Here is a 21,465-nt window from a genome sequence, read left to right as displayed (position 1 = left end):
CCGCGACCCCGTTTCTCCCGCTCGTCCCGACAGCGTCATGCGCGCCGCGAGGTTTTCGCTTCTGGACACTGTAACACCTGTAACACCTTCACCCGCAAACACTTGAAAACAGGACAGCAAATGGCTGACACCTCTTACGACGTCATCGTTCTCGGATCCGGCCCCGGTGGCTATGTCGCGGCAATCCGCTGCGCGCAGCTGGGGCTGAAGACGGCCATCGTGGAGCGCGAGAGCCTGGGCGGCATTTGCCTCAACTGGGGCTGCATCCCCACTAAGGCGCTGCTCCGCTCGGCAGAGATCAAGCATTACATGGATCACGCCAAGGATTACGGCCTGAAGGTCGCCGGCGCGATCGAGGCGGACCTCGACGCGGTCGTGAAGCGCAGCCGCGGCGTGGCCAAGCAGCTCAACAGCGGCGTCACCGGGCTGATGAAGAAGAACAAGATCGCCGTACACATGGGCGAGGGCACGCTGACCGGCCCCACCAGCCTGACGGTGAAGGGCGAGAAGGGCGAAGAGAAGCTCTCCGCAAAGCATGTGATCGTGGCCACCGGCGCGCGCGCGCGCGACCTGCCCTTTGCCAAGGCGGATGGGGAGCGGATCTGGACCTACCGTGCCGCCATGACGCCAAAGGAAATGCCAACGAAGCTGCTGGTCATCGGCAGCGGGGCAATCGGCATCGAATTTGCCAGCTTCTACAATGACATGGGCGCCGATGTTACCGTGGTCGAGATGCTCGATCGCATCGTGCCGGTGGAGGACAAGGATGTCTCCGCCTTCCTGCAGAAGTCGCTCACCAAGCAGGGCATGACGATCATGACCGGCGCGGGCGTTGAAGGGATCGAGACCGGTCCCAAGGGCGTGACGGCCAAGATAAAGGATGCCAAGGGCAAGATCACCGAGACCGAGTTCAGCCACTGCATCGTCGCCATCGGCATCGTGCCCAACACCGAGAATATCGGGCTGGAAAAGCTGGCCGAAATGGATCGCGGCTTCATCCAGATCGATCCCTATGGGCGCACGAAGTCCAAGGGCCTGTGGGCCATCGGCGATTGCACGCCCGGCCCCTGGCTGGCGCATAAGGCGAGCCACGAGGGCGTGACCTGCGCCGAGGCCATCGCGCAGGAACTGGGCAACAAGGACGTGCATCCGCACCCGCTCGACCGCTCCAGCATTCCGGGCTGCACCTACTGCCACCCGCAGGTCGCCAGCGTCGGCCTGACGGAGGAGAAGGCGAAGGAGGCGGGCCATGACGTCAAGGCTGGCACCTTCCCCTTCATCGGCAACGGCAAGGCCATCGCGCTGGGCGAGGCGGAAGGCTTCATCAAGACCGTGTTCGATGCCAAGACCGGCGAGCTGCTGGGCGCGCACATGGTCGGGGCGGAAGTGACCGAGCTGATCCAGGGCTACACCGTCGGCAAGACTTTGGAAACGACGGAGGAAGAACTGATGAACACCGTTTTCCCGCACCCGACGCTGAGCGAGATGATGCACGAAAGCGTGCTGGCCGCTTACGGCCGCGCGCTGCACATCTGACCCGCCGGCCCTGCGACCGGCGGTTTGCCGCAAATCCGGAAACAGCCGTGCTCCCCGGGCGTTAAGCGTCCGAGGAGACATGCAATGGAATTCGAAATTAGCGACGATGGCCGCAGCCGCCTGGAAGACGAAGACCTGGACATTATCGACGATCACATGGCCCTGAAGAACCAGAGTTCGGTCGACCCAAACAGCTATCCCGGCGACAATTCCCCGCTGGTGCGCAAGCCCGACAAGGCGGAGCACATCCCTGAGCAGGACGAGAAGTAGCTGGCGGACAGGGTGGGATTCGAACCCACGGTACGCTTGCACGCACGCCGGTTTTCAAGACCGGAGCATTCGACCACTCTGCCACCTGTCCGCGAGCGAAATCCCGCTAGCGCCTTGGGCGCGCCGTGTCACTGGCCTTTGCAGGATACCGGCTTGCCGCACGCCGCCGGTGGCAGGACTATGCACCGGGCAAGCGGCAGGGCATGGATGCCGGCATGATATTCAGACACTTGCGCATCCTCGCCGCCTTCATCATCGCCTCCGCTTCCCTCGCCGCACCCACCATGGCGAGCGCGCAGGATATGAGCTTCGAAGCCTATCTGGAGCTGGTGGCTGCCAAGGCGAGGGCCGAGGGTGTCAGCGAGCCGACGATCCGGTCCATGCTGGGCGGCCTGACGCCCAATGCTCGCGTGCTGGCCCTTGATACCGACAATGTGACCTCGCCAAGCCGCAGCGGCTATCCCGCGCTCGCGCCCTATATCCGCCGCCACAACAGCGCTGCGCGTATCTCCGCCGGTCGGCGTGAATACGGGCGCCTGGGCCCGCTCGCGAGCCGTGTGGAAAGCGCTTACGGCGTTCCAGCGAACGTGCTGCTTGCAATCTGGGGGCATGAGACGTCCTACGGCGCGGTGAAGGGCAGTTTCGACCTCGCGCAGGCACTGGCCACATTGGCTTGGGAAGGGCGCCGGCGGACGCTGTTCGAAGGCGAACTGATCGCGCTGCTCAAGATTGCGGACCGCGGTTATCCGCGCAGCCAGCTGGTTGGCAGCTGGGCGGGCGCATTCGGCAATCCGCAGTTCCTGCCCAGCGTCTACCTGCGCCTTGCCACTGATGGCGACGGAGACGGACGCGCGGACATTTTCAGCAACCGCGCCGATACGCTGTTCTCCATCGCCAAGTATTTCAATGATGCCGGCTGGCGCCCGGGCCTGCCCTGGGGCGTGCGTGCATACGTCCCCTCCGGCCTCGATCGCAGCCGTTTCGAGCGTGAGACGACCAGCCCGGTCTGCCCACGCGTGCATGAACGGCATGGCAAGTGGATGACGGTGGCAGAATGGCGTGCAGAGGGCGTGACCCCGCAATCCTACCTGCCGGATAATGCCATGGTGGCCCTGTTCGAACCGGATGGGCCGGGAACTTCTGCTTACCTCTTAACCCAGAATTATAGGGTTATCCTCGAATATAACTGCTCGAACTATTACGCGATGAGCGTGGGGTTGCTTGCAGATGAGATTATCCGCTGACACTTTCGGGAGCCGTAAGCTCCGCCTGATTGCCGCGCTTTGCGGCGCCTCTGCGCTTGCCGGATGCGGCATCGTGGGCGGGGGCGGGGGAGACCTTGCGTCTGCGCCTGCCATGGCCAGTCCGGACGACCTGACAGGCCCCGGCGCGGATTATCCCGTCGTGGTGGGCGAGCCCTATCGCATTGGCGATACGCTCTACACGCCGGTCGACACGCTCAATTACGACGAGGTCGGATATGTCGCGGCGCAGTCCGGCGCGCGGGGTTACACCGCGGCGCATCACACGCTGCCCCTGCCGAGCTACGCCGAGGTCACGGACCTTTCCACCGGCCGCACCGTGCTGGTGCGGGTCGAGGAACGCGGCCCGATGAACAGCAATGCCCTGGTCGCCATGTCGCCCGCGGCGCTGGCGCAGCTCGGCTCGCAGCCGGGCGCTTCGATCCGCGTTCGCCGTGTCACCCCTCCGGAAGACCAGCGCGCGATGCTGCGACAGGGCCAGGCTGCCCCGCTGCGCATGGACACGCCGGAAGCGCTGCTGGTGGTTCTTCGCCGCAAGCTGCCCGCCAGCGGCTCCGCCTCGCTGCAGCCCAATTACGACACGGCACGCGCAAATGCTCCGGCGTCCGCTCCGGCTCGCCCGGACGCAGCAAATGCGCCAATTGCACGCGCACCCGTACCAGCCTCCTCGTCGCCTGCTCCGGCCCCGGTTTCCGTGAGGCCGGCGGCAGGCGCGAACCCGGCCTCGCGTCCGCTGCCTCCGCTCGCGGGTGCCAGCAACACGCCTGTCCGTACGCCAGCACCTGCACCGGCCCCGGTTGCGGTGCGCGCCGCACCTGCTGCAACGGTGGCGAACGGCCGCTATGTCGTGCAGGCCGCCGCATTCAGCGACCGCTCGCGCGCAGACCGCGTGGCGCGCGTGATCGGCGGGGATGTAACCCAGTCTGGCCGTTTCTACCGCGTCCGCACCGGGCCCTTTGCCAACCGCAGCCAGGCCGAAGCCTCTCTCGCCAAAGTGCGGGCCGCTGGCTATGGTGACGCTCGAATCTTCACCAATGACTGATTGAGCCGGCTCCCGCCCGGCGGGGGACCAAAGTGACGGCAAGGACAAGCGCAGGGATGGCAGCTGCCGTTGCGGCGCTTTGCCTTGCAGCACCGGCGATGACGCAGTCCGCCGTTCCGGCACAGGTCAACCGCGTCGCATCGCCTGTCCCGGCGGAGGTGCCAATTGCGCTGGTCGTCGACACCAGCACCGGACAGACGCTTCTTTCGCGAGAGGCAGACCGACGCTTCGTGCCCGCAAGCGTCACCAAGGTGATGACCGCTTACACAGCCTTCCGCCTGATCGACGAAGGCAAGCTGTCTGCCGATAGCGAGATCGAGATCACGGCCGAACTGCTCGAGGGCTGGCGGCGCGAGGGCTCCACGCTGTTCCTGGAGGTTGGCGACCGCGTCAGTGTGGAGGACCTGCTTCTGGGCATCACAACCGTCTCTGCCAACGATGCCAGCGTGGTGCTGGGGCGGCATGTCGCGGGCTCGCTCGACGGGTGGACCGCGCTGATGAATGCCAATGCGCGCAAGCTTGGCCTCGCCGACAGCCATTTCGGCACGCCCAATGGGTGGATGGACGACGGCAACACTTTCACCAGCGCGCGCGACCTTGCGCGGCTGGGGGGTGCTCTGACGCAGCAATACCCCAATCTCTATGGCCGCTTCTTCGGCAAGACCGGCATGCGCTTCAATGGCGTGGCGCAGGACAATCACGAGATGCTGACCGGCCAGGTCGAGGGCGGGGACGGCATCAAGACGGGCTACACACGGCAGGCCGGCAATACCTTCCTCGGCTCCGCCAAACGTGGAGACCGAAGGATCGTGATCGTGCTGGCGGGCGTGGACGAGGGCGAGGTGCGCGACAGCGCGGCGCGCGCCATGGTGCGCTGGGCTTATGACGCCTTCACGCCGACGCGGCTGGTAAAGCGCGATGAAGAGATTGGCCTTGCCGAAGTGCAGGGCGGCTCAAAGGCGCAGGTAGCGCTGGTCGCGCCCAAGGATCTGGTGGTGGCCGTACCGCAGGGTCTGGCAGCCAGTCAGTTCCTCACCATAACCTACAATGGCCCCGTGCGCGCGCCAATCGCGGCGGGCGACACCGTTGCGACGCTGCGCTTCGCCGCGCCGGGTTACCCGGTGTTCGAGATGCCGCTGGCTGCGCGTGACGATGTGCCGGTCGCCGGGCCGGTGCGCCGGATCGGGCTTGGCCTCGCCTCGTGGTTCTCATGACGCGCGGCAAGTTCATCACATTCGAGGGCGGGGAGGGCGCTGGTAAGTCCACACAGGCGCGGCTGCTCCATGATTTCCTGCTTGCGCGGGGCATCCCGGCCGATTTGACGCGCGAGCCCGGCGGCACACCGGGCGCGGAGGACGTACGGGGCCTGCTGCTCGACCCCGCACAGGCGTGGAATGCCCGCACCGAGGCCCTGCTGTTCGCTGCGGCGAGGGCCGACCACGTAGCCCAGCTGATCGAGCCTTCACTTGGCTCCGGCCGCTGGGTGATCTGCGACCGTTTCGTGGACTCCACCAGGGCCTATCAGGGCGGTGGCGGCGACGTGCTGGATAGCGAGATCATGGACCTACACCGCATCGGCTCTGGCGGATTGCTGCCGGACATCACGATCCTGGTGACTGTCGATCCGGAGATCGCGGCCGAGCGGCTTGCCGCGCGCGATGGGGACACCAGCGACCGGATCGGCGGCAAGCCTGCATCCTACCATGCCGCTGTTGGCGACCGCTTCCGAGAACTCGCCGCGCAGGAGCCGTCGCGCTTTGTCGTCATCGACGGCAGCGGGGCGACTGACGAGGTGCAGGCCCGCGTCCAGAAGGCGATTGCGCACTGGCTGGGCGAAACGGGATGAGGCTGGTCGGGCATGAAGGGCCGTGGCGTGAATGGCAGGCCGCGATGGCGGGCGAGCGCATGCATCACGGGTGGATCCTCGCCGGGCGCAAGGGCAGCGGCAAGATGCAGTTTGCGCTGGAAGCCGCACACAGGCTGGTCGGCGGCGACATGGACCCGCTGTCGCATCCGGATATCCATGTCCTTTCCCACCTGCCCGCCACGCGCGACGACGAGAAGAAACGCGACGAGGGCAAGCCTTTCAATCTGAAGCGTAACATCGCCGTCGACCAGATTCGTGCCATGCAGCAGCGCCTGAATACGCGGCCCACGCTGGGGGACAGGCGCGCTATCATCATCGATCCGGCGGACGATTTGGAGAAGAGCGCCAGCAACGCCGTATTGAAGAGCCTGGAGGAGCCGCCGCAGGGCAGCTTCTTCCTGCTGGTCACGCATCGGCCCGGCCGGTTGCTCCCCACCATCCGCTCGCGCTGCCGCATCGTGCGCTTCCCGCAATTGTCGCAGGAGCAGGTGGAGGCGATCCTGGCGGAGCATGCCCCGGAAGCCGATCCGGCGGCCCGTCAGGCGGCTGCTGCAGCCAGCGGCGGGTCTCCCGGTGCAGCGCTGGAGTTCATGGAACTCGACCTAGCCCGCCTGCACAAGGCCATGTCGCGTATTGCGCACGAGGGTGACGATGATTTCGCGCTGCGCGGCGAGCTTACCATGGCCATGGGTGCCCGGCCCGACCGGCGGCGGCAGCTTGCTGCGATCGACCTTGCTCGCGCCGTCGTGGCGGGGGAGATGGCGCGTGCGCAGCCCCGCTCCATCCCCGCGCTGGTGCAGGCGCACAGCTCGCTGAGCCAGCTGGCCGCACAGGCGCCGACGTACAATTTCGATCCCGGGCTGCTGGTGATGGAAATCGGCGGCTTGCTCGCCTCGCTCGCCGCTTCTAGGGACACCGCCAATGCCTGATCCCTATTACATCACCACCGCCATCCATTACCCCAATGGAAAGCCGCATATCGGCCACGCTTACGAGACCATCGCGGCAGACGTCATGGCGCGGTACAAGCGGCTGCGCGGCTTCGACGTCCGCTTCCAGACCGGCACGGACGAACACGGCCTGAAGATGGCCCAGAAGGCCCGCGAACTGGACATGACTCCGGCCGCACTGGCGGATGAAATGTCGTCATATTTCAGTGGCCTGTTCGACAAACTTCATATCACGCATGACCGCTTTATCCGCACGAGCGAGGAGGCGCATCACGCCGCCAGCCAGGAACTCTGGCGCAGGATGGAGGCAAGCGGCGATTTGTATCTCGACCGGTACGAGGGATGGTACTCGATCCGGGACGAAGCCTATTACGACGAGAAAGAGCTGACCGAGGGGGATGGGGGCGAGAAGCTTTCCCCGCAAGGGACGCCCGTCGAGTGGACCGTCGAGGAAAGCTGGTTCTTCCGCCTGTCGAAATACCAGCAGCCGTTGCTCGACCTGTTCGAGGCCAATCCCGAGTTCGTGCGCCCGGCCAGCAGGCTGAACGAAGTGCGCAGCTTCGTGGAAGGCGGGCTGCGCGACTTGTCCATCTCACGTACCAGTTTCGACTGGGGGGTGAAGGTACCCGGCGCGGAAGACCACGTCATGTACGTCTGGGTCGATGCGCTGACGAATTACCTCACGGGCCTTGGTTTCCCGGGCGAAACCGAGGACATGGCCAAGTTCTGGCCGGCCGATGTGCACCTGATCGGCAAGGATATCGTGCGGTTCCACGCGGTATATTGGCCCGCCTTCCTGATGAGCGCCGGCATCACGCTGCCCAAGCAGGTCTATGCTCACGGCTTCCTACTCAATCGCGGGCAGAAGGAAAGCAAGTCGCTGGGCAATGTCACCGATCCGGGTGAACTGGCGGACAAGTTCGGCGTCGACGTGCTGCGCTATTTCCTGCTGCGGGAGTTTTCCTTCGGGCAGGACGGAAGCTATTCCGATGCCGCCATTGTCAGCCGGTCGAACTCGGAACTGGCGAACAGCTTCGGCAACCTCGCCCAGCGCGTGCTCGGATTTGTTGCCAAGAATTGCGACGGCGGGCTGGAAGCCAGCGCCGCGGCCACGGATGCGGACGATGCGCTGTGGCAGCAGGTGCGCGATGCCTGCGCCAACGACCTGCCTACGGCTTTCGACGAGCTCGCCTTTGCAGCAGGCCTGGAAGCGTGGATGCAGGCCGTCTACGCATGCAACCAATATGTCGACGAGCAGGCGCCATGGGCGCTGCGCAAGACCGATCCGGAGCGGATGGAGCGGGTGCTTGCGACGTTGTGCGATTGTACCCGCGCGCTCGCCATCGCGGTCACGCCCGTCATCCCCTCGTCCTCGGCCAAGATCCTCGACACGATGAACATCGCGGCGGATCAGCGAGACTTCGCGGCCATCGATAACCGTATCGCGGATGGGCGTCTTGACGTCACGAAGCCATCGCCGGTCTTCCCGCGGCTCGATATGCCGGAAGGCGGGGCCGCCTGATGCTCGTCGATAGTCACTGCCACCTCGAATACGAAGGTTTGGTCGAGGACCAGTCCGCAGTGCTCGACCGGGCGCGTTCGCGCGGGGTGGGGGCCTTCCTCAACATCTCCACGCGCCAGAGCGAATGGGGCAAGGTCGTGGGAACTGCCGAGCGGGAGCCGGACGTCTTCGCCACCGTCGGCATACACCCGCACGAGGCAGACCAGCATGCCGATCTAGGCCGCGCAGTCCTGCGCGAGGCGACCGATCATCCACGCGTGATCGGCATCGGCGAGACCGGCCTCGATTACTATTACGACAAATCGGACCGGAGCGTGCAGCAGGACCTTTTCCGGATGCACATCTCCGTCGCGCGCGAGACGCAGCTTCCCATCGTCATCCACACACGCGATGCAGAGGAGGACACGCTGGCGATCCTTTCGGGCGAGATGGAGGAGGGCGCCTTCCCGGCGCTGATCCACTGTTTCACCGCCTCACCTGAGTTCGGGCGCGCCGTGCTGGACCTCGGCTTGACGATCAGCCTGTCCGGCATCGTGACTTTCAAGAATGCCCGGGAAATCCAGGAATTCGTACCGGAAATCCCGGACAATCGCATCCTGGTGGAAACGGACAGCCCGTTCCTGGCGCCCGTTCCCAATCGCGGAAAGACCTGCGAGCCGGCCTTCGTGTCCGACACGGCGGCCTTCGTGGCTGAATTGCGAGGTGTAACGCCAGAGCAGCTCGCGCAGCAGACCACGCGCAATTTCGCTCAGTTGTTCAACAAGGCTGGTTTGTGAAGCTTCGCGTCCTGGGTTGCGGCACGTCCACCGGTGTCCCGCGCATAGGCAACAATTGGGGTATCTGCGACCCGGACGAGCCCAAGAACCGGCGCACCCGCGTCAGCATCGCGGTAGAAAGCAAGGCAGGTCAAAGACTTCTGGTAGATACCTCACCTGATTTACGCGCGCAGATGCTGGCCAATGAGATCGACGAGCTGGATGCCGTCTTCTGGACGCATGACCATGCCGATCACTGCCACGGCATCGACGATCTGAGGCCGCTGCGCTTCGGACGGAAAGGTCCGATTGCCGGTTTCGGATCCGAAGAGACCGTGCGGCGCCTTCGCCAGAGGTTTGGATATGTCTTTGCCGGCCGCGACGGCTATCCCACGATTGTGGAACTCAGCACACTTGGCAATCTCAAGATGTTCGCCGGGTTCGCCGTGGAATTCTGCGAGATGCCGCATGGGCCGATTCACAGCACCGGCTACCGGTTCGAAGCCGACGGCGGCTCCATCGGCTACGCCACTGATTTTGGCGCGATCACGGACGAAATGCTGTACCTGTTCGAGGACGTCGATATCCTTGTCACCGATTGTCTCCGCCGCGATCCGCACCCGACGCACGCGAACCTTGACCAGGCGCTGAAGCTGATCGAGCAGAGCGGAGCCAAGCGCGCCGTCCTCAGCCATTTGGACTTCAGCATGGATTATGCCACGCTGCAGGCCGAGATGCCGGACCACATCATGGTCGGTTATGACGGGATGGAGCTCGAAGCATGAATGAAGGTGGCTGGGTCTCGATCATCGCGCTGCTTGGCTGGCTGTTCCTCGCGGTCGGCGCCTGGCGCAGTTACCAGGTGAGCGGCAAGCGGGCCGTGACTTACATCCTGATCTGGGGATGCCTGTTCCTGACAGTTGCGCTTGGATTCATGCTGATAGGGAAGTGATAGGCCGCCCTGCCTCCTGATCCTATTTAACATAATATATATTATCATTCCAACTACGCGGCCGTAAGCCATGTCTTGGCTTGCCCGCAGCCGTGCCCTACTCAGCGCGCGTGACCGACACTGCAAAAGCCATCGACATCCTCGAACGCCTCGTCGGCTTCGACACGACATCGCGCCTCAGCAATCTGCAGCTGGTCGAATGGGTCGAGGATTACCTGCGCGGCCATGATGTAGCCAGTGAGCGCGTTGCCAATGCTGACGGGACCAAGGCCAATTTGTTCGCGTCACTCGGGCCCGCGGTCGAAGGCGGCGTCATCCTGTCCGGCCATAGCGATGTCGTTCCGGTCGATGGCCAGGACTGGAGCAGCGATCCCTGGACGCTAACACCGCGCGATGGCCGCCTTTACGGCCGCGGAACCTGCGACATGAAAGGCTTCATAGCGCTGGCGCTGGCTCATGTGCCAGCATTCGCAGCGGGGAAACGCCCGGTGCACCTTGCCATCAGCTATGACGAGGAAATCGGCTGCAAGGGCGCTCCGGACATGATTGCCCGCATGGCGGAGACGATCCCGACCCCGCGCGCCGCCATCATCGGTGAGCCGAGCCTGATGCGCGTGATCGATGGCCACAAGGGCATCACGGTCCATGAAGTCAGCATTCGCGGGCACGCGGCGCACTCTTCGCTGCCGCAGATCGGAGTTTCTGCAAACCACATTGCCATCGAACTGATGGCCAAGCTGCGGGAGATTGCACGCGATCTGGCCGCAAACCCGCGCGCCAATTGCGAGTTCTCGCCGCCCTACTCGACGCTGACGATCGGCATGATGCACGGCGGCACGGCTGCCAACATCCTTGCCGGATCCGCCGATTTCACCTTCGACCTGCGCTGCCTGCCTGGCGATGATCCCGCCACGATCCTGCAGCCCTTCTTCGCGCTTTGCGATACACTCCGGGCGGACATTCGCAGCGCGTTTCCTGCCACCGACATCGCCGTTTCGAAACGCAGCTCGGCCCCTCCCCTCACCCCCGATGGCAATGGCGATGCAGCGGCATTCGTTCGCAGTCTGACGGGTGAGAACGGGCCGGCCAGCAAGGTTTCCTTCGCGGCCGAGGCTGGCCAGTTCTGCGAGGCAGGTTTCCCGACAGTCATATGCGGCCCCGGCTCCATAGAGCAGGCCCACCAGCCAGACGAATGGATCGCGCTAGACCAGATGGAGGCGGGCAATGCCTTCATGGTGAGGCTGGCCGAGGAGCTTGCACGATGACCGCCGAAATGGACCGCCTGCTGGCCATCATGGCCCGCCTTCGTGACCCCGAAACCGGCTGCGAGTGGGACGTGGCGCAGGATTTCGCCAGCATCGCGCCCTACACCATCGAGGAGGCGTACGAAGTTGCCGACGCCATCGAGCGCAGCGACTTACAGGACCTGAAGGGCGAACTTGGCGACCTGCTGCTGCAAGTGGTTTTCCACGCTCGCATGGCGGAGGAAATGGGCGCATTCTCCTTCGCCGACGTGGCCCGCGCCATCTCCGAGAAGATGGAAGCCCGGCATCCGCACATCTTCGGATCCGAAGGCGGCACGATGGGCGAGGCGCGCTGGGAAGACCTGAAGGCTGCCGAGCGCGCACAGTCCGGACAGCAGAGCGCGATGGACGGCGTCGCCCGCGCCCTCCCCGCCCTGCTTCGCGCCGAAAAACTGCAGAAGCGCGCGGCGCGCGACGGCTTCGACTGGCCGGACCGCGAAGGGCCCGCCGCCAAGGTCACGGAAGAGATGCAGGAACTGGCAGAAGCCGGCGATGCAAGCCGCGAGGAAGAGGCGGGAGATTTGCTGTTCGCGGCCGTCAACCTGGTCCGCGCCTATGGTATCGCCCCGGAGGCAGCCCTGCGCCGTGCGAATGACAAGTTCGAAGCACGCTACCGGGCCATGGAAGCCAAGGCCGAGGACTTCGCCAGCCTCGACATCGATGCGCAAGAAAGCCTGTGGCAGGCGGTGAAGAAGGACGGCCTCTAAGCCCTTCCGCTCAAGCCTTTTCGCCCAGCGTGGCGAAGCGCCCGAACTCCTTTTCGCTCAGGCGCACGACCATGCGCTGGGCGGGGCCGTCGCCGGTGTCGAACTGCGCCTCTTCCAGCACTTCGCCATGCGCGTGGAGCCAGGCGATCTTCTCGCCCTCGCGCGGCGGTATGACGAATTCGTGCACCCGCGATCCGCGGTTCAGGATGTCGTTCACGCGGCGCTGCAAATCATCGGTGCCCTCGCCCGTGATGGCCGAAATTGCGACGATGTCATCGTCTTCCGCCACCAGCTCGGCCAATGCCTCTCGGCGCTCGTCATCCAGCAGATCCAGCTTGTTCCAGACCTCGATGATCGGGATTTCGCTGCCGCCATCCTCGGCATCGATCACGTCGAGGTCAGCGAGGACGGACAGCACCTCGCGCTTCTGCGCCGCGCTGTCGGGATTGGCGATGTCGCGCACATGCAGAATGATATCGGCCGCCATCACCTCTTCCAGCGTGGCGCGGAAGGCGGCGACCAGCTGCGTCGGCAGGTCGGAGATGAAGCCCACTGTGTCGGACAGGATCGCCTTCTCGATGCCCGGTAACTCGATCGCCCGCATCGTGGGATCTAGCGTGGCGAAGAGCAGGTCTTCCGCCATCACCTCGGCACCGGTCATGCGGTTGAAAAGCGTCGACTTGCCGGCATTGGTGTAACCGACCAGCGCGATGACCGGCCAGGGCGCCCTGCCCCGCCGCTTGCGGTGCAATTCGCGCGTCTTGCGCACCTGTTCCAGTTCGCGCCGCAGCTTGCCCATGCGCTCGCGGATCATGCGGCGGTCGGCCTCGATCTGGGTCTCGCCCGGGCCGCCAAGGAAGCCGAAGCCGCCGCGCTGCCGCTCAAGGTGGGTCCAGCTGCGCACAAGGCGGCTCTGCTGGTAATCGAGATGCGCCAGTTCCACCTGCAGGCGGCCTTCTGCCGTCGCGGCACGTTCGCCGAAGATCTCGAGGATCAGGCCAGTGCGGTCGATGACCTTGCGCTTCAGCCGGTCTTCGAGGTTGCGTTGCTGAATCGGGGACAGCGCGCCGTCCACGATGACGAGCTCCGCCTCCGCCTGTTCGCAGGCGATGCCGATATTCTCGACCTGGCCGGACCCGAACAGCGTGTTTGGCTTTACCTCGCGCACCGGCACGATGAAGCTTTCGGCAATCTCCAGCCCGATAGCGAGCGCGAGGCCGCGTGCCTCTTCGAGCCGCGCGTCCATGTCCTCGCCAACGCGCTGGCCGCGAATGTCCGGGCACACGACGAGCGCACGCGCGCCGCGCGTCACTTCGCCGGCAATATCGTCATTATCGACTATCAGGAGAAATCGCCTTCACTGTCGGCATCGTCGGTCAGGTCCACATGCTCGTCAGGCTGGATGGTGGAGACCGCGTGCTTGTAGGCCAGCTGCACGTATCCATCGCGCTCCAGCAGAGTGCAGAACTGGTCGAAGCTGGCGATGCGGCCCTGGAGCATCACGCCGTTGACCAGGAACATCGTCACCTGCACGGACGCTTCCAGCACACGCGTCAGGAAGACATCCTGAAGCTGCCGCTTCTTGCCGCGCTTGCCGGTGGCGGCGGAAAACTGTGCGGCATCGACGGGCTGCCCCGGCATGATGGTGCTGATGGCGTGCTTGTAGACGAGCTGGGACTGGCCATCGCGGCGCAGCAGCACGGAGAAATTGTCGAACCAGGTCACGATGCCCTGCAGCTTCACGCCCTTCACCAGGAACATGGTGACGGGCATCTTCTCGCGGCGCAGGTAATTGAGGAAAACGTCCTGCAAATTGCCGTCGGGCGCGCGCGGCGCGATGTCGGCGGCAGGCTCCGCTTCGGGCTTGGGACGGGCGGACAGGGTACCCTTGGTCACGGCTTTATCCTTCTTCTTATTGGCACCGGAAACAGGCCCGGCACATCCTGGCTGGCGGACATGACAGTCCGATGACAGCCGATTTCACCGCCAAGGTAGGGGGCCTGCACGCCGGTGCAAGCACGCTGCGCGTGAAAACGTTTTCCGCGCCTTTAGTCTTTCTTTCCGGCCGCCCCGTTCCGGTCCGCCATCCCAAGGATCTTCAGCTTACGGTGGAGCGCCGAACGCTCCATCCCGATGAAGCCGGCGGTCTTGGAGATGTTACCCGAAAAACGGCGAATCTGTATGGTCAGATATTCCCGCTCGAAGGTCTCGCGTGCCTCACGCAGTGGCACGCCCATGAGTGAGGTCATGGCGGAGCCGCCATCGGCATTACCGCCGGAGATTTCCTCGGGCAGCATATCGGGCTGGATCTCGGACAGGTCCTCGCGCGGGGTGAGGATGATGGTGCGCTCGATCACATTGCGCAGCTGGCGCACGTTGCCGGGCCAGTCATAGGCCTGCAGCGCGGCGAGTGCCTCGGAGCTCACCTTCGGGGGCGCCATCCCCTGTTCGCTGGCATAGCGCGTGAAGAAATGCTCGGCGAGCGAGGGAATATCGTCGCGCCGTTCTGAAAGCGACGGGATTTCCACCGGAACGACATTGAGCCGGTAGAACAGGTCTTCGCGGAAACGCTTCTCCTCGATCTCCTTTTCGAGATCGCGCGAGGTGGAGGAGACTACGCGCACATCCACCGCGATCTGCCGGTTACCACCTGCACGAACGAAGCTCTGGTCCGTCAGCACGCGCAGGATCCGCGCCTGCGTGCTTTCCGGCATGTCGGCCACTTCGTCCAGGAACAGCGTTCCGCCGTCGGCCATTTCCAAAAGGCCTTGCCGCACGAGCTTGCCGTCCGCTTCCTCGCCGAACAGCTCCTGCTCGAACCGCTCGGCAGTTACGCGGGCGGAGTTGACGGTGACGAAGGCCTTCTCGGCGCGCGGGCTCCAGGCGTGAAGCAGCCGCGCCGCGACTTCCTTGCCCGCACCGGCGGGACCGGAGATCAGCACGCGGCTACCGGTGCTGGCGACGCGTTTCAGGGTGGCGCGAACATTGTTGATGGCGGCAGAATTGCCCGTGAACTCGTCGCTGCGCACGAAGCCTTCACGCAGCTGCGCGTTCTCGCGGCGCAGGCGCTCTGTCTCCGTGGCACGGGCGACCAGATGCAGCAGCCGCTCCGCTTCGAACGGCTTTTCGATGAAATCCATCGCGCCGCGGCTCACCGCGGATACGGCCGTGTCGATATTGCCATGTCCGCTGAAGATCACCACCGGCAGCGCGGGTTCGCGCGTCTTGATGGCGTCCAGCACTTCAAGCCCGTCCATGTCCGACCCGTGCAGCCACACGTCCAGCAGCACCAGGCTGGGCCGCTTCTCATCGACCATGGACAGCGCGTCCTTCGCGGTCCCAGCGGTCCGGCATTCGTAACCTTCGTCTTCCAGCACGCCGGCGACGAGTTCACGAATGTCGCGCTCGTCATCCACGACCAGGATATCGAGTGCCATCAGACTATTCTCCAGTTTGCGATCATCGTGAAGCCTCGCCTTCCAGCGCATGCTCCACGGGGTTGCGGGCGAAGGTCAGACGCACCTCGGCGCCGCCTTCATCGAGCGGACGAAACGCCATTTCGCCGCCGTGTTCCTCGACTATCTTCTTCACGATCGCGAGGCCGAGACCGGTCCCCTTCTCGCGCGTGGTCACATAGGGTTCCAGAAGGCGCTCTGCCTGTTGACCGGGCAATCCGATGCCGTTGTCGCGCACCGCCACGGTCACGGTCTGCGCGTCACCGCGAACCGACACATCGATGCGCGGACGGAAGTCCGGCTCGGCATCCTTCATGCGGGCGTCGAGCGCTTCGGACGCGTTTTTGAGCACATTCGTCATGGCCTGCCCCACCTGGTGGCGGTCCGCCTGGATCGGTCCAATCTCTCCATCCACATCGAGGTTGAAGCCGATGTTGGGCTGGCCGACTTCCTGCAGGAAGAGCGCCTGGCGCACGAGGTCCACCGGGTCTTCCTGGCGGAAAACCGGCTTCGGCAGGCGGGCAAAGCTGGAAAACTCGTCCACCATGGTGCGCAAATCGCCAACCTGACGGATGATGGTGCCGGTCAATTCATCGAACAGCTCGCCATCCTTGGCGATCTGCTTGCGATAACGGCGATTGAGGCGCTCCGTCGCCAGCTGGATGGGCGTGAGCGGGTTCTTGATTTCGTGCGCGATCCGGCGGGCCACATCGGACCATGCAGCCTGCCGCTGGTCGACCAGCTGCCGGGTGATGTCCTCGAAGGTGATGACGCTGCCATCGCTGGCGCCGGAGACCTTCACGGCCAGTGTCAGCAGCTCCCCTTCGCGGTTGAAGTGGACGATCCCCTCCTTCTTCCCATCCTCGATCATCGCAGCGATTTCCGGCGCGATCTTGGCGAACTTGCGGCCGATCGGTGATCGGCCCTTGTCGCTGGCGAGCAACGCCTTGGCGGAGCTGTTGATGAGCAGCACGCGCCCGTCCATCCCCAGCGAAACGATACCGGCGGTGATGGATTCCAGCACGGCTTCGATGAACTGGCGGCGCTCGCCAAGCTGCTTGTTTGCGCCGAGGAGGTCGGCGGTCTGCCGCTCGATCTGGCCTGTCATGCGGTCGAAGGCGCGGTTGAGCAGGCCAACTTCGTCCGTGCCCTTTCGCCCGGCGACGCGCAGGGAATAATGGCCCCGCCCAACCCTGCGCGCGGCGGCGGCAAGCTCGGTCAGCGGGCGGACCTGCCGGTCGGCAAAGCGAAGCGCGAACCAGACGGCCAGCCCGACCAGCGCAAGCGAGACGAAGAACAGCGCCAGGTTGAACCGCAACTGCAGGATGCGCGCATTGCGGGTCAGGGCCTGGTACGCCTCGGTCACGCCTTGCGCTCGCCGCCATTCCGACAGGATGGGCGCGTCCGCGCTGCGGGCGTTGTAAAGATAGATGCCGGCATCCCGGTCGATGGCCGTGATTGCCTCGATGCGGTTTTCCTCGGCCAGAACGACCACGTCCTCGCCTGCGCGAAGGCGGTCAATCGTGTCAGAGGAAACGCGCTGGCCCGTCACTGCCTCGTCCGGGTCCACGATTGCGGCCACGCGCAGCGAACCGTCGGGCATGCGCTGCAGGATCGCGCTGGCATTCAGCTTCCGGTAGAGGACCTGGAGGGAATAGTTCTCTGCGAAATCGGGACTGGTGACCTCTTCCTGCTGCAGGATGAAGCGCAGGTCGCCCGCCATCACCAGCGTCTCGTCCGCCACCTCGCGCTGATTCTGGTCGTAATAGCCGCGCGCCAGCTCGTTCGCATTCTCGAACAGGCCACGCGAATTGTCGGAGAACCAGAACTCCACCCCGGACTGAAACAGGAAACTGGCAAACACCGCCACCAGCAAGGTCGGGACGGCCGCGACCAGCGAGAAGAAGAAGACGAGGCGCACATGCAGCCTGCCCCGGCTGCCGCCGGACCGGCGAATGGCCATGCGCCTGCCGAACAGGATGATGAGGCCCAATGCCGGGATGAGCGTGCCCACCAGCAGAAAAGCGGCCTGCGTTGACGGAACGAGCGCATTTGCGCCGGAGGCAGACAGGGCGATGTAAGTCGCGCCAACCATCACCACGAGCGTGACGGCGCACAGGATCTCCAGCCACAGGAACAGGTTGAACTTGCGCGCACCCAGCGCCAGCCTGCGCTGCCATCGCGGCGTCGAACGCCCGCTGGTTACAGGCATAGTGTCTGGGAGCGTGTCGGTCTGCACAGTTGCACGCTTACAACACTGCGACTGCCCGCTGGCAAGTCAAATGTTGCAGCTTTGCATCAGTCAGGCGCGGTCCTGCCTCGCCTCGGCATCAGGAAAACCGGTCGAGATCGATCCCGAGGTCGGTCAGTTTCTTTCGCAAAGTATTACGATTGATGCCCAAAAGCCTCGCCGCCTTCAGCTGGTTGCCGTGCGTCTGCGACAGTATGCGACTGATCAGCGGTTTTTCCATCGCAGCCAGCGCGGCGTGATAGATTTCGCCCTCAGCAAAATCGCGCGAGGACAGGAATGCTTCGACGGCGGCTTCGAAACCGTCGCCCGTATCATCCTGCCGGCCCAGCGAGGCGGTCGTTTCCTGCAGGATCGGGGCGATGACCGACGCGCCCAGATTGTCCTCCCGCGCCAGCAATGCGGCGCGCAGCATGAAGTTGCGCAGTTCCCGCACGTTCCCGGGCCAGCGATGGGCGCTCAGTCGCTCCGCTCCGTCATCCGGAAGGTAGCGGCGCGGCAGGCCCTCGGCTTCGGCTTCCTGCAGGAAATGCCGCGCAAGGTCCGGGATATCCTCCCGCCTGTCCCGCAAGGCCGGAAGCCGGATCGGCACCACATTGATGCGGTAATACAGGTCCTCGCGAAACCGCCCGTCGGCGATCATGGGAGATAGGTCGCGGTTGGTGGCAGCAATGATGCGGCAATCGATGCGGATTTCTTCCTGTCCGCCGACGCGCCGGATCCGGCCGGTCTGGAGCGCGCGCAGCAGCCGCGTCTGCGCGTCTGGCGGCATGTCCCCGATTTCGTCCAGGAACAGAGTGCCGCCCCTTGCCAGCTCGAACTTGCCGATGTTGCGCGTCACCGCGCCGGTGAAAGCCCCCTTTTCGTGGCCGAACAGCTCGCTTTCCACCAAATCGCGCGGGATGGCCGCCGTGTTGAGCGCCACGAAGGGCCCGGTCTTGCGGTGGCCCAGCTGGTGGATGGCCTCGGCCACAAGCTCCTTGCCGGTCCCGCTCTCACCCAGCACCAGCACCGACAAGTCGTTCTGCAGGACCCGGGTGATCATCCGGTAGACGTCCTGCATCGGCGGGCTTCGGCCGATCAGCGGCAGGCCCTGGTTCGGCAACGCGCCCTCGCCATCGTCCGGCCCTGCCCGTTCGGCAGCCTGCCGGACGGCCGCGACCAGCTCGTCGAGGTCGAAGGGCTTGGGGAAATACTCGAAGGCGCCGCTGCCCGTTGCCCGGACGGCAGTGTCCAGCGTGTTCTGGGCCGACAGGACGATGATGGGCATGGCCGGATGCGTGTCCTGCACGCCGGCAAGGCTTTCGATACCGTCCCCGTCGCCGAGGCGCACATCGGTCAGCATGACGTTGAAGCTGCCGCCGGACAGCGCCGCATCACGCTCTGCAATGCTGCTGCAATGCGACACGGCAAAGCCCTCGTCCTGCAGGGCGGCCGCTATAACGGTCGCGATGGAGCGATCGTCTTCGACCAGCAGGATGCGCTTGGGATCGGTCATTCTTGGTCGCTCGCCATTGGCAGGTGAATGCGGAAGTGCGTCAGGCCGGATGCCTCGTCGCGCGAATGGGTGATGCGGCCATTCATGTCGCGCACCAGCTTCTGAACGAGGGCGAGGCCAAGGCCCTGCCCCTTGGCCTTGCTTGTCACGAAGGGCTCAAAGATCTCGTCGCGGATCGCGCTGTCGATGCCCGGGCCGTTGTCGGTGACCTGCACCTCTATCGGCAGCTTCAGGGGGCGGCCCGCGCGCTTGACGTTCAGCAGCAGGCCGCTGGAGAAACGCGTTCGCACGGTCAGGGTTGGTGCCGCAACCTCTTCCATCGCGTCACGCGCATTGGTGAGGAGGTTGATAAGCACCTGCACCAGCGCGCCTTCATTGGCGAGCACCGGAGGCAGCGAGGGGTCGAACTCCTCGCAGATCTCGATGGGTGCCGGCGAGCCCGCCCGGACCGTTTCGCTGGCGCGGCGGATCGCGGCGTGGAGATTGAGCGGCGCGACCGGCTCGGCCTGCTCCCGCCCCAGGCGCTGCATGCGGTCCGTCAGCTGCACGATGCGGTCGACCTCGTCCGCAACCAGGTCCGACAGGTGCCGCGCCTCCTCCGGCACCTTGCGCGCCAGCAATTGCGCGGCGCCCCGGATGGCCGAGAGCGGGGTCTTTATCTCATGCGCTAGGATGGCCTGCCCGCGCATGCGCGAGGCGTTAAGACCGCTGGCGAGGCTTTCGCCCTGCCCTGCATCCGACAACGTCAGGACGTGCCAGCCATCATGCCGGGCGACGGGCGCAATGCTGGCGTTTACAACCATCTCCCGCGAACCCACCGTCGCTGCGATACCGCGCGCGACCAGGCTAGCGCCGGAGGCTTTCAGGCGTGACAGGATGGACGGATCGGCAAAGCTGACGAATGCTTCGAAGGGCTGACCCGCCATGCGTTTGACCGAACGGCCCAGCATGCTTTCGGCGGCAGGGTTGGCATCCGCAACCTGCCCGTGTGGATCGAGCAGCACGAGGGCGAAGGCGAGCGATGCCAGCTGCTCCCGCGCATCGGGCAAGGACGCGGCGGCAGGCTCGCTCACGCGGCGCGGCGTCGCAGGAAAGGCTCGTAGAACCGCTCGATTTCGCCCAGCACCTGCTTGGCGTCATCCATCGTATTGGCCTTGTTCCGGAACTCGGCCGAGCCGTGCATGCCCTTGGTATACCAACCGATATGCTTGCGCGCTATGCGAACGCCCACGTGCTCGCCATAATGGTCCATCATGCGCTGGTAGTGCTCGACGAGCGTCTCGTACTGCTTGTCGAAGCTCGGGCTTTCGAGTTTCTCGCCAGTCTTAAGCCAGTGCATCACCTGCGCCAGCAGCCAAGGGCGGCCATAGGCACCGCGCCCGATCATCAGGCCATCGGCCCCGGATTGCTCCAGCGCTTTTGCCGCGTCGGGGATGCTGCAGATGTCGCCATTCACGATGACCGGGATGGACACCGCGTCCTTTACCTTGCGGATGAAGGACCAGTCGGCGCTGCCGCGATACATCTGGTTGCGCGTGCGGCCGTGGACGGTAATCATCTTCACACCCAGGTCTTCCGCGATGCGGGAGAGTTCGGGCGCATTCAGGCTGGCATGGTCCCATCCCATGCGCATCTTGACCGTGACTGGCACTTTTACGGCCTTCACGGTCGCTTCCATCAATTTCACCGCCAGTGGCACTTCGCGCATCAGGGCGGATCCGGCGTACTGGCCCACGACCTTGCGCACCGGGCAGCCGAAATTGATGTCGATGATGGCCGCGCCGTTCTGCTCCTGCATCTTGGCTGCCTCCGCCATGCTGGCAGGATCGCAGCCGACAAGCTGCATGGAGACCGGCTCTTCCGTCGCGTCCCACTCAGCCTTCTGGATGCTCTGGCGCGTCTCGCGGATTGCGGCTTCGCTGGCGATCATCTCGGTCACGTTGAGGCCGGAACCGAAGCGGCGCACCAGCGTGCGAAACGGCAAGTCGGTCACGCCCGTCATGGGCGCGAGCACGACCGGCTCGGGGATGCTGACATCGCCGACCTTGATGGCATCGAGTGCAGGAGGCTTGGGAAGGACTGTCATGGAATTGCCTA

Annotated in this window: 20 protein-coding genes and 1 tRNA gene; 13 read left to right on the top strand and 8 right to left on the bottom strand. The window is 64.7% G+C overall.

The genetic code is table 11. From position 1 onward, the window contains the following. The first annotated feature begins 120 nt into the window (after window positions 1–120). Window positions 121–1,536 (top strand): dihydrolipoyl dehydrogenase, encoded by a 1,416-nt coding sequence (gene lpdA / locus A6F65_RS08255; protein WP_067787670.1) that lies wholly within the window; start codon window positions 121–123, stop codon window positions 1,534–1,536. 84 nt (window positions 1,537–1,620) lie between these two features. Continuing rightward, a complete protein-coding gene (locus A6F65_RS08250) occupies window positions 1,621–1,806 on the top strand; it encodes a hypothetical protein (protein WP_067787668.1) in 186 nt (61 codons plus the stop codon). Window position 1,807: 1 nt separating this feature from the next. Here A6F65_RS08250 and A6F65_RS08245 read toward each other — a convergent pair. After that, window positions 1,808–1,897 (bottom strand) — tRNA-Ser (locus tag A6F65_RS08245). 124 nt (window positions 1,898–2,021) lie between these two features. Between A6F65_RS08245 and A6F65_RS08240 the strand changes: the two genes are divergently transcribed. The 11 genes from A6F65_RS08240 (at window position 2,022) to mazG (ending at window position 12,167) form a co-directional block, all read left to right on the top strand. Beyond that, complete coding sequence (locus A6F65_RS08240; protein WP_083989642.1) at window positions 2,022–3,050, top strand: lytic murein transglycosylase; 1,029 nt, start codon at window positions 2,022–2,024, stop codon at window positions 3,048–3,050. Further along, window positions 3,034–4,110, top strand: a complete 1,077-nt coding sequence (locus A6F65_RS08235; RefSeq protein ID WP_083989360.1) for an SPOR domain-containing protein — start codon at window positions 3,034–3,036, stop codon at window positions 4,108–4,110. Before A6F65_RS08240 ends, A6F65_RS08235 begins: the two co-directional genes overlap by 17 nt. 56 nt (window positions 4,111–4,166) lie before the next feature. Next, window positions 4,167–5,324: a D-alanyl-D-alanine carboxypeptidase family protein gene (locus A6F65_RS08230; RefSeq protein WP_067787666.1), complete on the top strand. Its 1,158-nt coding sequence runs from the start codon at window positions 4,167–4,169 to the stop codon at window positions 5,322–5,324. Continuing rightward, complete coding sequence (gene tmk / locus A6F65_RS08225; RefSeq protein ID WP_067787662.1) at window positions 5,321–5,956, top strand: dTMP kinase; 636 nt, start codon at window positions 5,321–5,323, stop codon at window positions 5,954–5,956. Before A6F65_RS08230 ends, tmk begins: the two co-directional genes overlap by 4 nt. Beyond that, window positions 5,953–6,906 carry a DNA polymerase III subunit delta' gene (locus tag A6F65_RS08220; RefSeq protein WP_067787661.1) on the top strand — a complete coding sequence of 318 codons (954 nt, stop codon included), beginning with the start codon at window positions 5,953–5,955 and terminating at the stop codon, window positions 6,904–6,906. Before tmk ends, A6F65_RS08220 begins: the two co-directional genes overlap by 4 nt. Next, the gene (gene metG / locus A6F65_RS08215) at window positions 6,899–8,449 is read left to right on the top strand and encodes a methionine--tRNA ligase (RefSeq protein WP_067787658.1); all 1,551 of its coding nucleotides are present in this window, start codon (window positions 6,899–6,901) and stop codon (window positions 8,447–8,449) included. The genes A6F65_RS08220 and metG overlap by 8 nt, the downstream gene beginning before the upstream one ends. Further along, window positions 8,449–9,225: a TatD family hydrolase gene (locus A6F65_RS08210; RefSeq protein ID WP_067787656.1), complete on the top strand. Its 777-nt coding sequence runs from the start codon at window positions 8,449–8,451 to the stop codon at window positions 9,223–9,225. Before metG ends, A6F65_RS08210 begins: the two co-directional genes overlap by 1 nt. Beyond that, window positions 9,222–9,989 carry an MBL fold metallo-hydrolase gene (locus A6F65_RS08205; RefSeq protein WP_067787654.1) on the top strand — a complete coding sequence of 256 codons (768 nt, stop codon included), beginning with the start codon at window positions 9,222–9,224 and terminating at the stop codon, window positions 9,987–9,989. Before A6F65_RS08210 ends, A6F65_RS08205 begins: the two co-directional genes overlap by 4 nt. Next, the gene (locus A6F65_RS13050) at window positions 9,986–10,156 is read left to right on the top strand and encodes a hypothetical protein (protein ID WP_169817014.1); all 171 of its coding nucleotides are present in this window, start codon (window positions 9,986–9,988) and stop codon (window positions 10,154–10,156) included. The genes A6F65_RS08205 and A6F65_RS13050 overlap by 4 nt, the downstream gene beginning before the upstream one ends. 110 nt (window positions 10,157–10,266) lie before the next feature. After that, window positions 10,267–11,421: an acetylornithine deacetylase gene (gene argE, locus A6F65_RS08200; protein WP_067787650.1), complete on the top strand. Its 1,155-nt coding sequence runs from the start codon at window positions 10,267–10,269 to the stop codon at window positions 11,419–11,421. Continuing rightward, on the top strand, window positions 11,418–12,167 hold the full coding sequence (mazG, locus tag A6F65_RS08195) for a nucleoside triphosphate pyrophosphohydrolase (protein WP_067787649.1): 750 nt from the start codon (window positions 11,418–11,420) through the stop codon (window positions 12,165–12,167). Before argE ends, mazG begins: the two co-directional genes overlap by 4 nt. 10 nt (window positions 12,168–12,177) lie before the next feature. Here mazG and hflX read toward each other — a convergent pair whose 3' ends face one another. The 7 genes from hflX to dusB all read right to left on the bottom strand — a co-directional run bounded on the left by hflX (window position 12,178) and on the right by dusB (window position 21,454). After that, window positions 12,178–13,479 carry a GTPase HflX gene (gene hflX / locus A6F65_RS08190; protein WP_083989357.1) on the bottom strand — a complete coding sequence of 434 codons (1,302 nt, stop codon included), beginning with the start codon at window positions 13,477–13,479 and terminating at the stop codon, window positions 12,178–12,180. Between the two features lie 29 nt (window positions 13,480–13,508). Then, window positions 13,509–14,063 carry an RNA chaperone Hfq gene (gene hfq, locus A6F65_RS08185; RefSeq protein ID WP_067787647.1) on the bottom strand — a complete coding sequence of 185 codons (555 nt, stop codon included), beginning with the start codon at window positions 14,061–14,063 and terminating at the stop codon, window positions 13,509–13,511. 152 nt (window positions 14,064–14,215) lie between these two features. Next, window positions 14,216–15,604 carry a nitrogen assimilation response regulator NtrX gene (ntrX, locus tag A6F65_RS08180; RefSeq protein ID WP_067790328.1) on the bottom strand — a complete coding sequence of 463 codons (1,389 nt, stop codon included), beginning with the start codon at window positions 15,602–15,604 and terminating at the stop codon, window positions 14,216–14,218. A 22-nt stretch (window positions 15,605–15,626) separates the two neighbouring features. Beyond that, window positions 15,627–17,861 (bottom strand): sensor histidine kinase, encoded by a 2,235-nt coding sequence (locus A6F65_RS08175; protein WP_335645316.1) that lies wholly within the window; start codon window positions 17,859–17,861, stop codon window positions 15,627–15,629. A 91-nt stretch (window positions 17,862–17,952) separates the two neighbouring features. Next, a complete protein-coding gene (locus A6F65_RS08170) occupies window positions 17,953–19,368 on the bottom strand; it encodes a sigma-54-dependent transcriptional regulator (protein WP_067787645.1) in 1,416 nt (471 codons plus the stop codon). Beyond that, window positions 19,365–20,441, bottom strand: coding sequence for a two-component system sensor histidine kinase NtrB (locus A6F65_RS08165; protein WP_067787643.1), 1,077 nt, complete (start codon window positions 20,439–20,441; stop codon window positions 19,365–19,367). Before A6F65_RS08165 ends, A6F65_RS08170 begins: the two co-directional genes overlap by 4 nt. After that, window positions 20,438–21,454 (bottom strand): tRNA dihydrouridine synthase DusB, encoded by a 1,017-nt coding sequence (gene dusB, locus A6F65_RS08160; RefSeq protein ID WP_067787641.1) that lies wholly within the window; start codon window positions 21,452–21,454, stop codon window positions 20,438–20,440. Before dusB ends, A6F65_RS08165 begins: the two co-directional genes overlap by 4 nt. Window positions 21,455–21,465 lie beyond the last annotated feature (11 nt).

This window comes from Paraurantiacibacter namhicola (assembly GCF_001687545.1).
GTDB classification, from domain to species: Bacteria; Pseudomonadota; Alphaproteobacteria; order Sphingomonadales; family Sphingomonadaceae; genus Paraurantiacibacter; species Paraurantiacibacter namhicola.
This window is presented reverse-complemented; position numbering and strand designations above follow the sequence as displayed.

Bases quoted from the DNA above. Each gene is read 5' to 3' on its own strand.
- ntrX (WP_067790328.1), bottom strand. From the start codon at position 15,604: ATGGCACTCGATATCCTGGTCGTGGATGACGAGCGCGACATTCGTGAA.
- A6F65_RS08235 (WP_083989360.1), top strand. From the start codon at position 3,034: ATGAGATTATCCGCTGACACTTTCGGGAGCCGTAAGCTCCGCCTGATT.
- A6F65_RS13050 (WP_169817014.1), top strand. From the start codon at position 9,986: ATGAATGAAGGTGGCTGGGTCTCGATCATCGCGCTGCTTGGCTGGCTG.
- A6F65_RS08220 (WP_067787661.1), top strand. From the start codon at position 5,953: ATGAGGCTGGTCGGGCATGAAGGGCCGTGGCGTGAATGGCAGGCCGCG.
- lpdA (WP_067787670.1), top strand. From the start codon at position 121: ATGGCTGACACCTCTTACGACGTCATCGTTCTCGGATCCGGCCCCGGT.
- metG (WP_067787658.1), top strand. From the start codon at position 6,899: ATGCCTGATCCCTATTACATCACCACCGCCATCCATTACCCCAATGGA.
- dusB (WP_067787641.1), bottom strand. From the start codon at position 21,454: ATGACAGTCCTTCCCAAGCCTCCTGCACTCGATGCCATCAAGGTCGGC.
- tmk (WP_067787662.1), top strand. From the start codon at position 5,321: ATGACGCGCGGCAAGTTCATCACATTCGAGGGCGGGGAGGGCGCTGGT.
- A6F65_RS08230 (WP_067787666.1), top strand. From the start codon at position 4,167: ATGGCAGCTGCCGTTGCGGCGCTTTGCCTTGCAGCACCGGCGATGACG.
- A6F65_RS08250 (WP_067787668.1), top strand. From the start codon at position 1,621: ATGGAATTCGAAATTAGCGACGATGGCCGCAGCCGCCTGGAAGACGAA.
- A6F65_RS08240 (WP_083989642.1), top strand. From the start codon at position 2,022: ATGATATTCAGACACTTGCGCATCCTCGCCGCCTTCATCATCGCCTCC.
- A6F65_RS08170 (WP_067787645.1), bottom strand. From the start codon at position 19,368: ATGACCGATCCCAAGCGCATCCTGCTGGTCGAAGACGATCGCTCCATC.
- A6F65_RS08210 (WP_067787656.1), top strand. From the start codon at position 8,449: ATGCTCGTCGATAGTCACTGCCACCTCGAATACGAAGGTTTGGTCGAG.
- mazG (WP_067787649.1), top strand. From the start codon at position 11,418: ATGACCGCCGAAATGGACCGCCTGCTGGCCATCATGGCCCGCCTTCGT.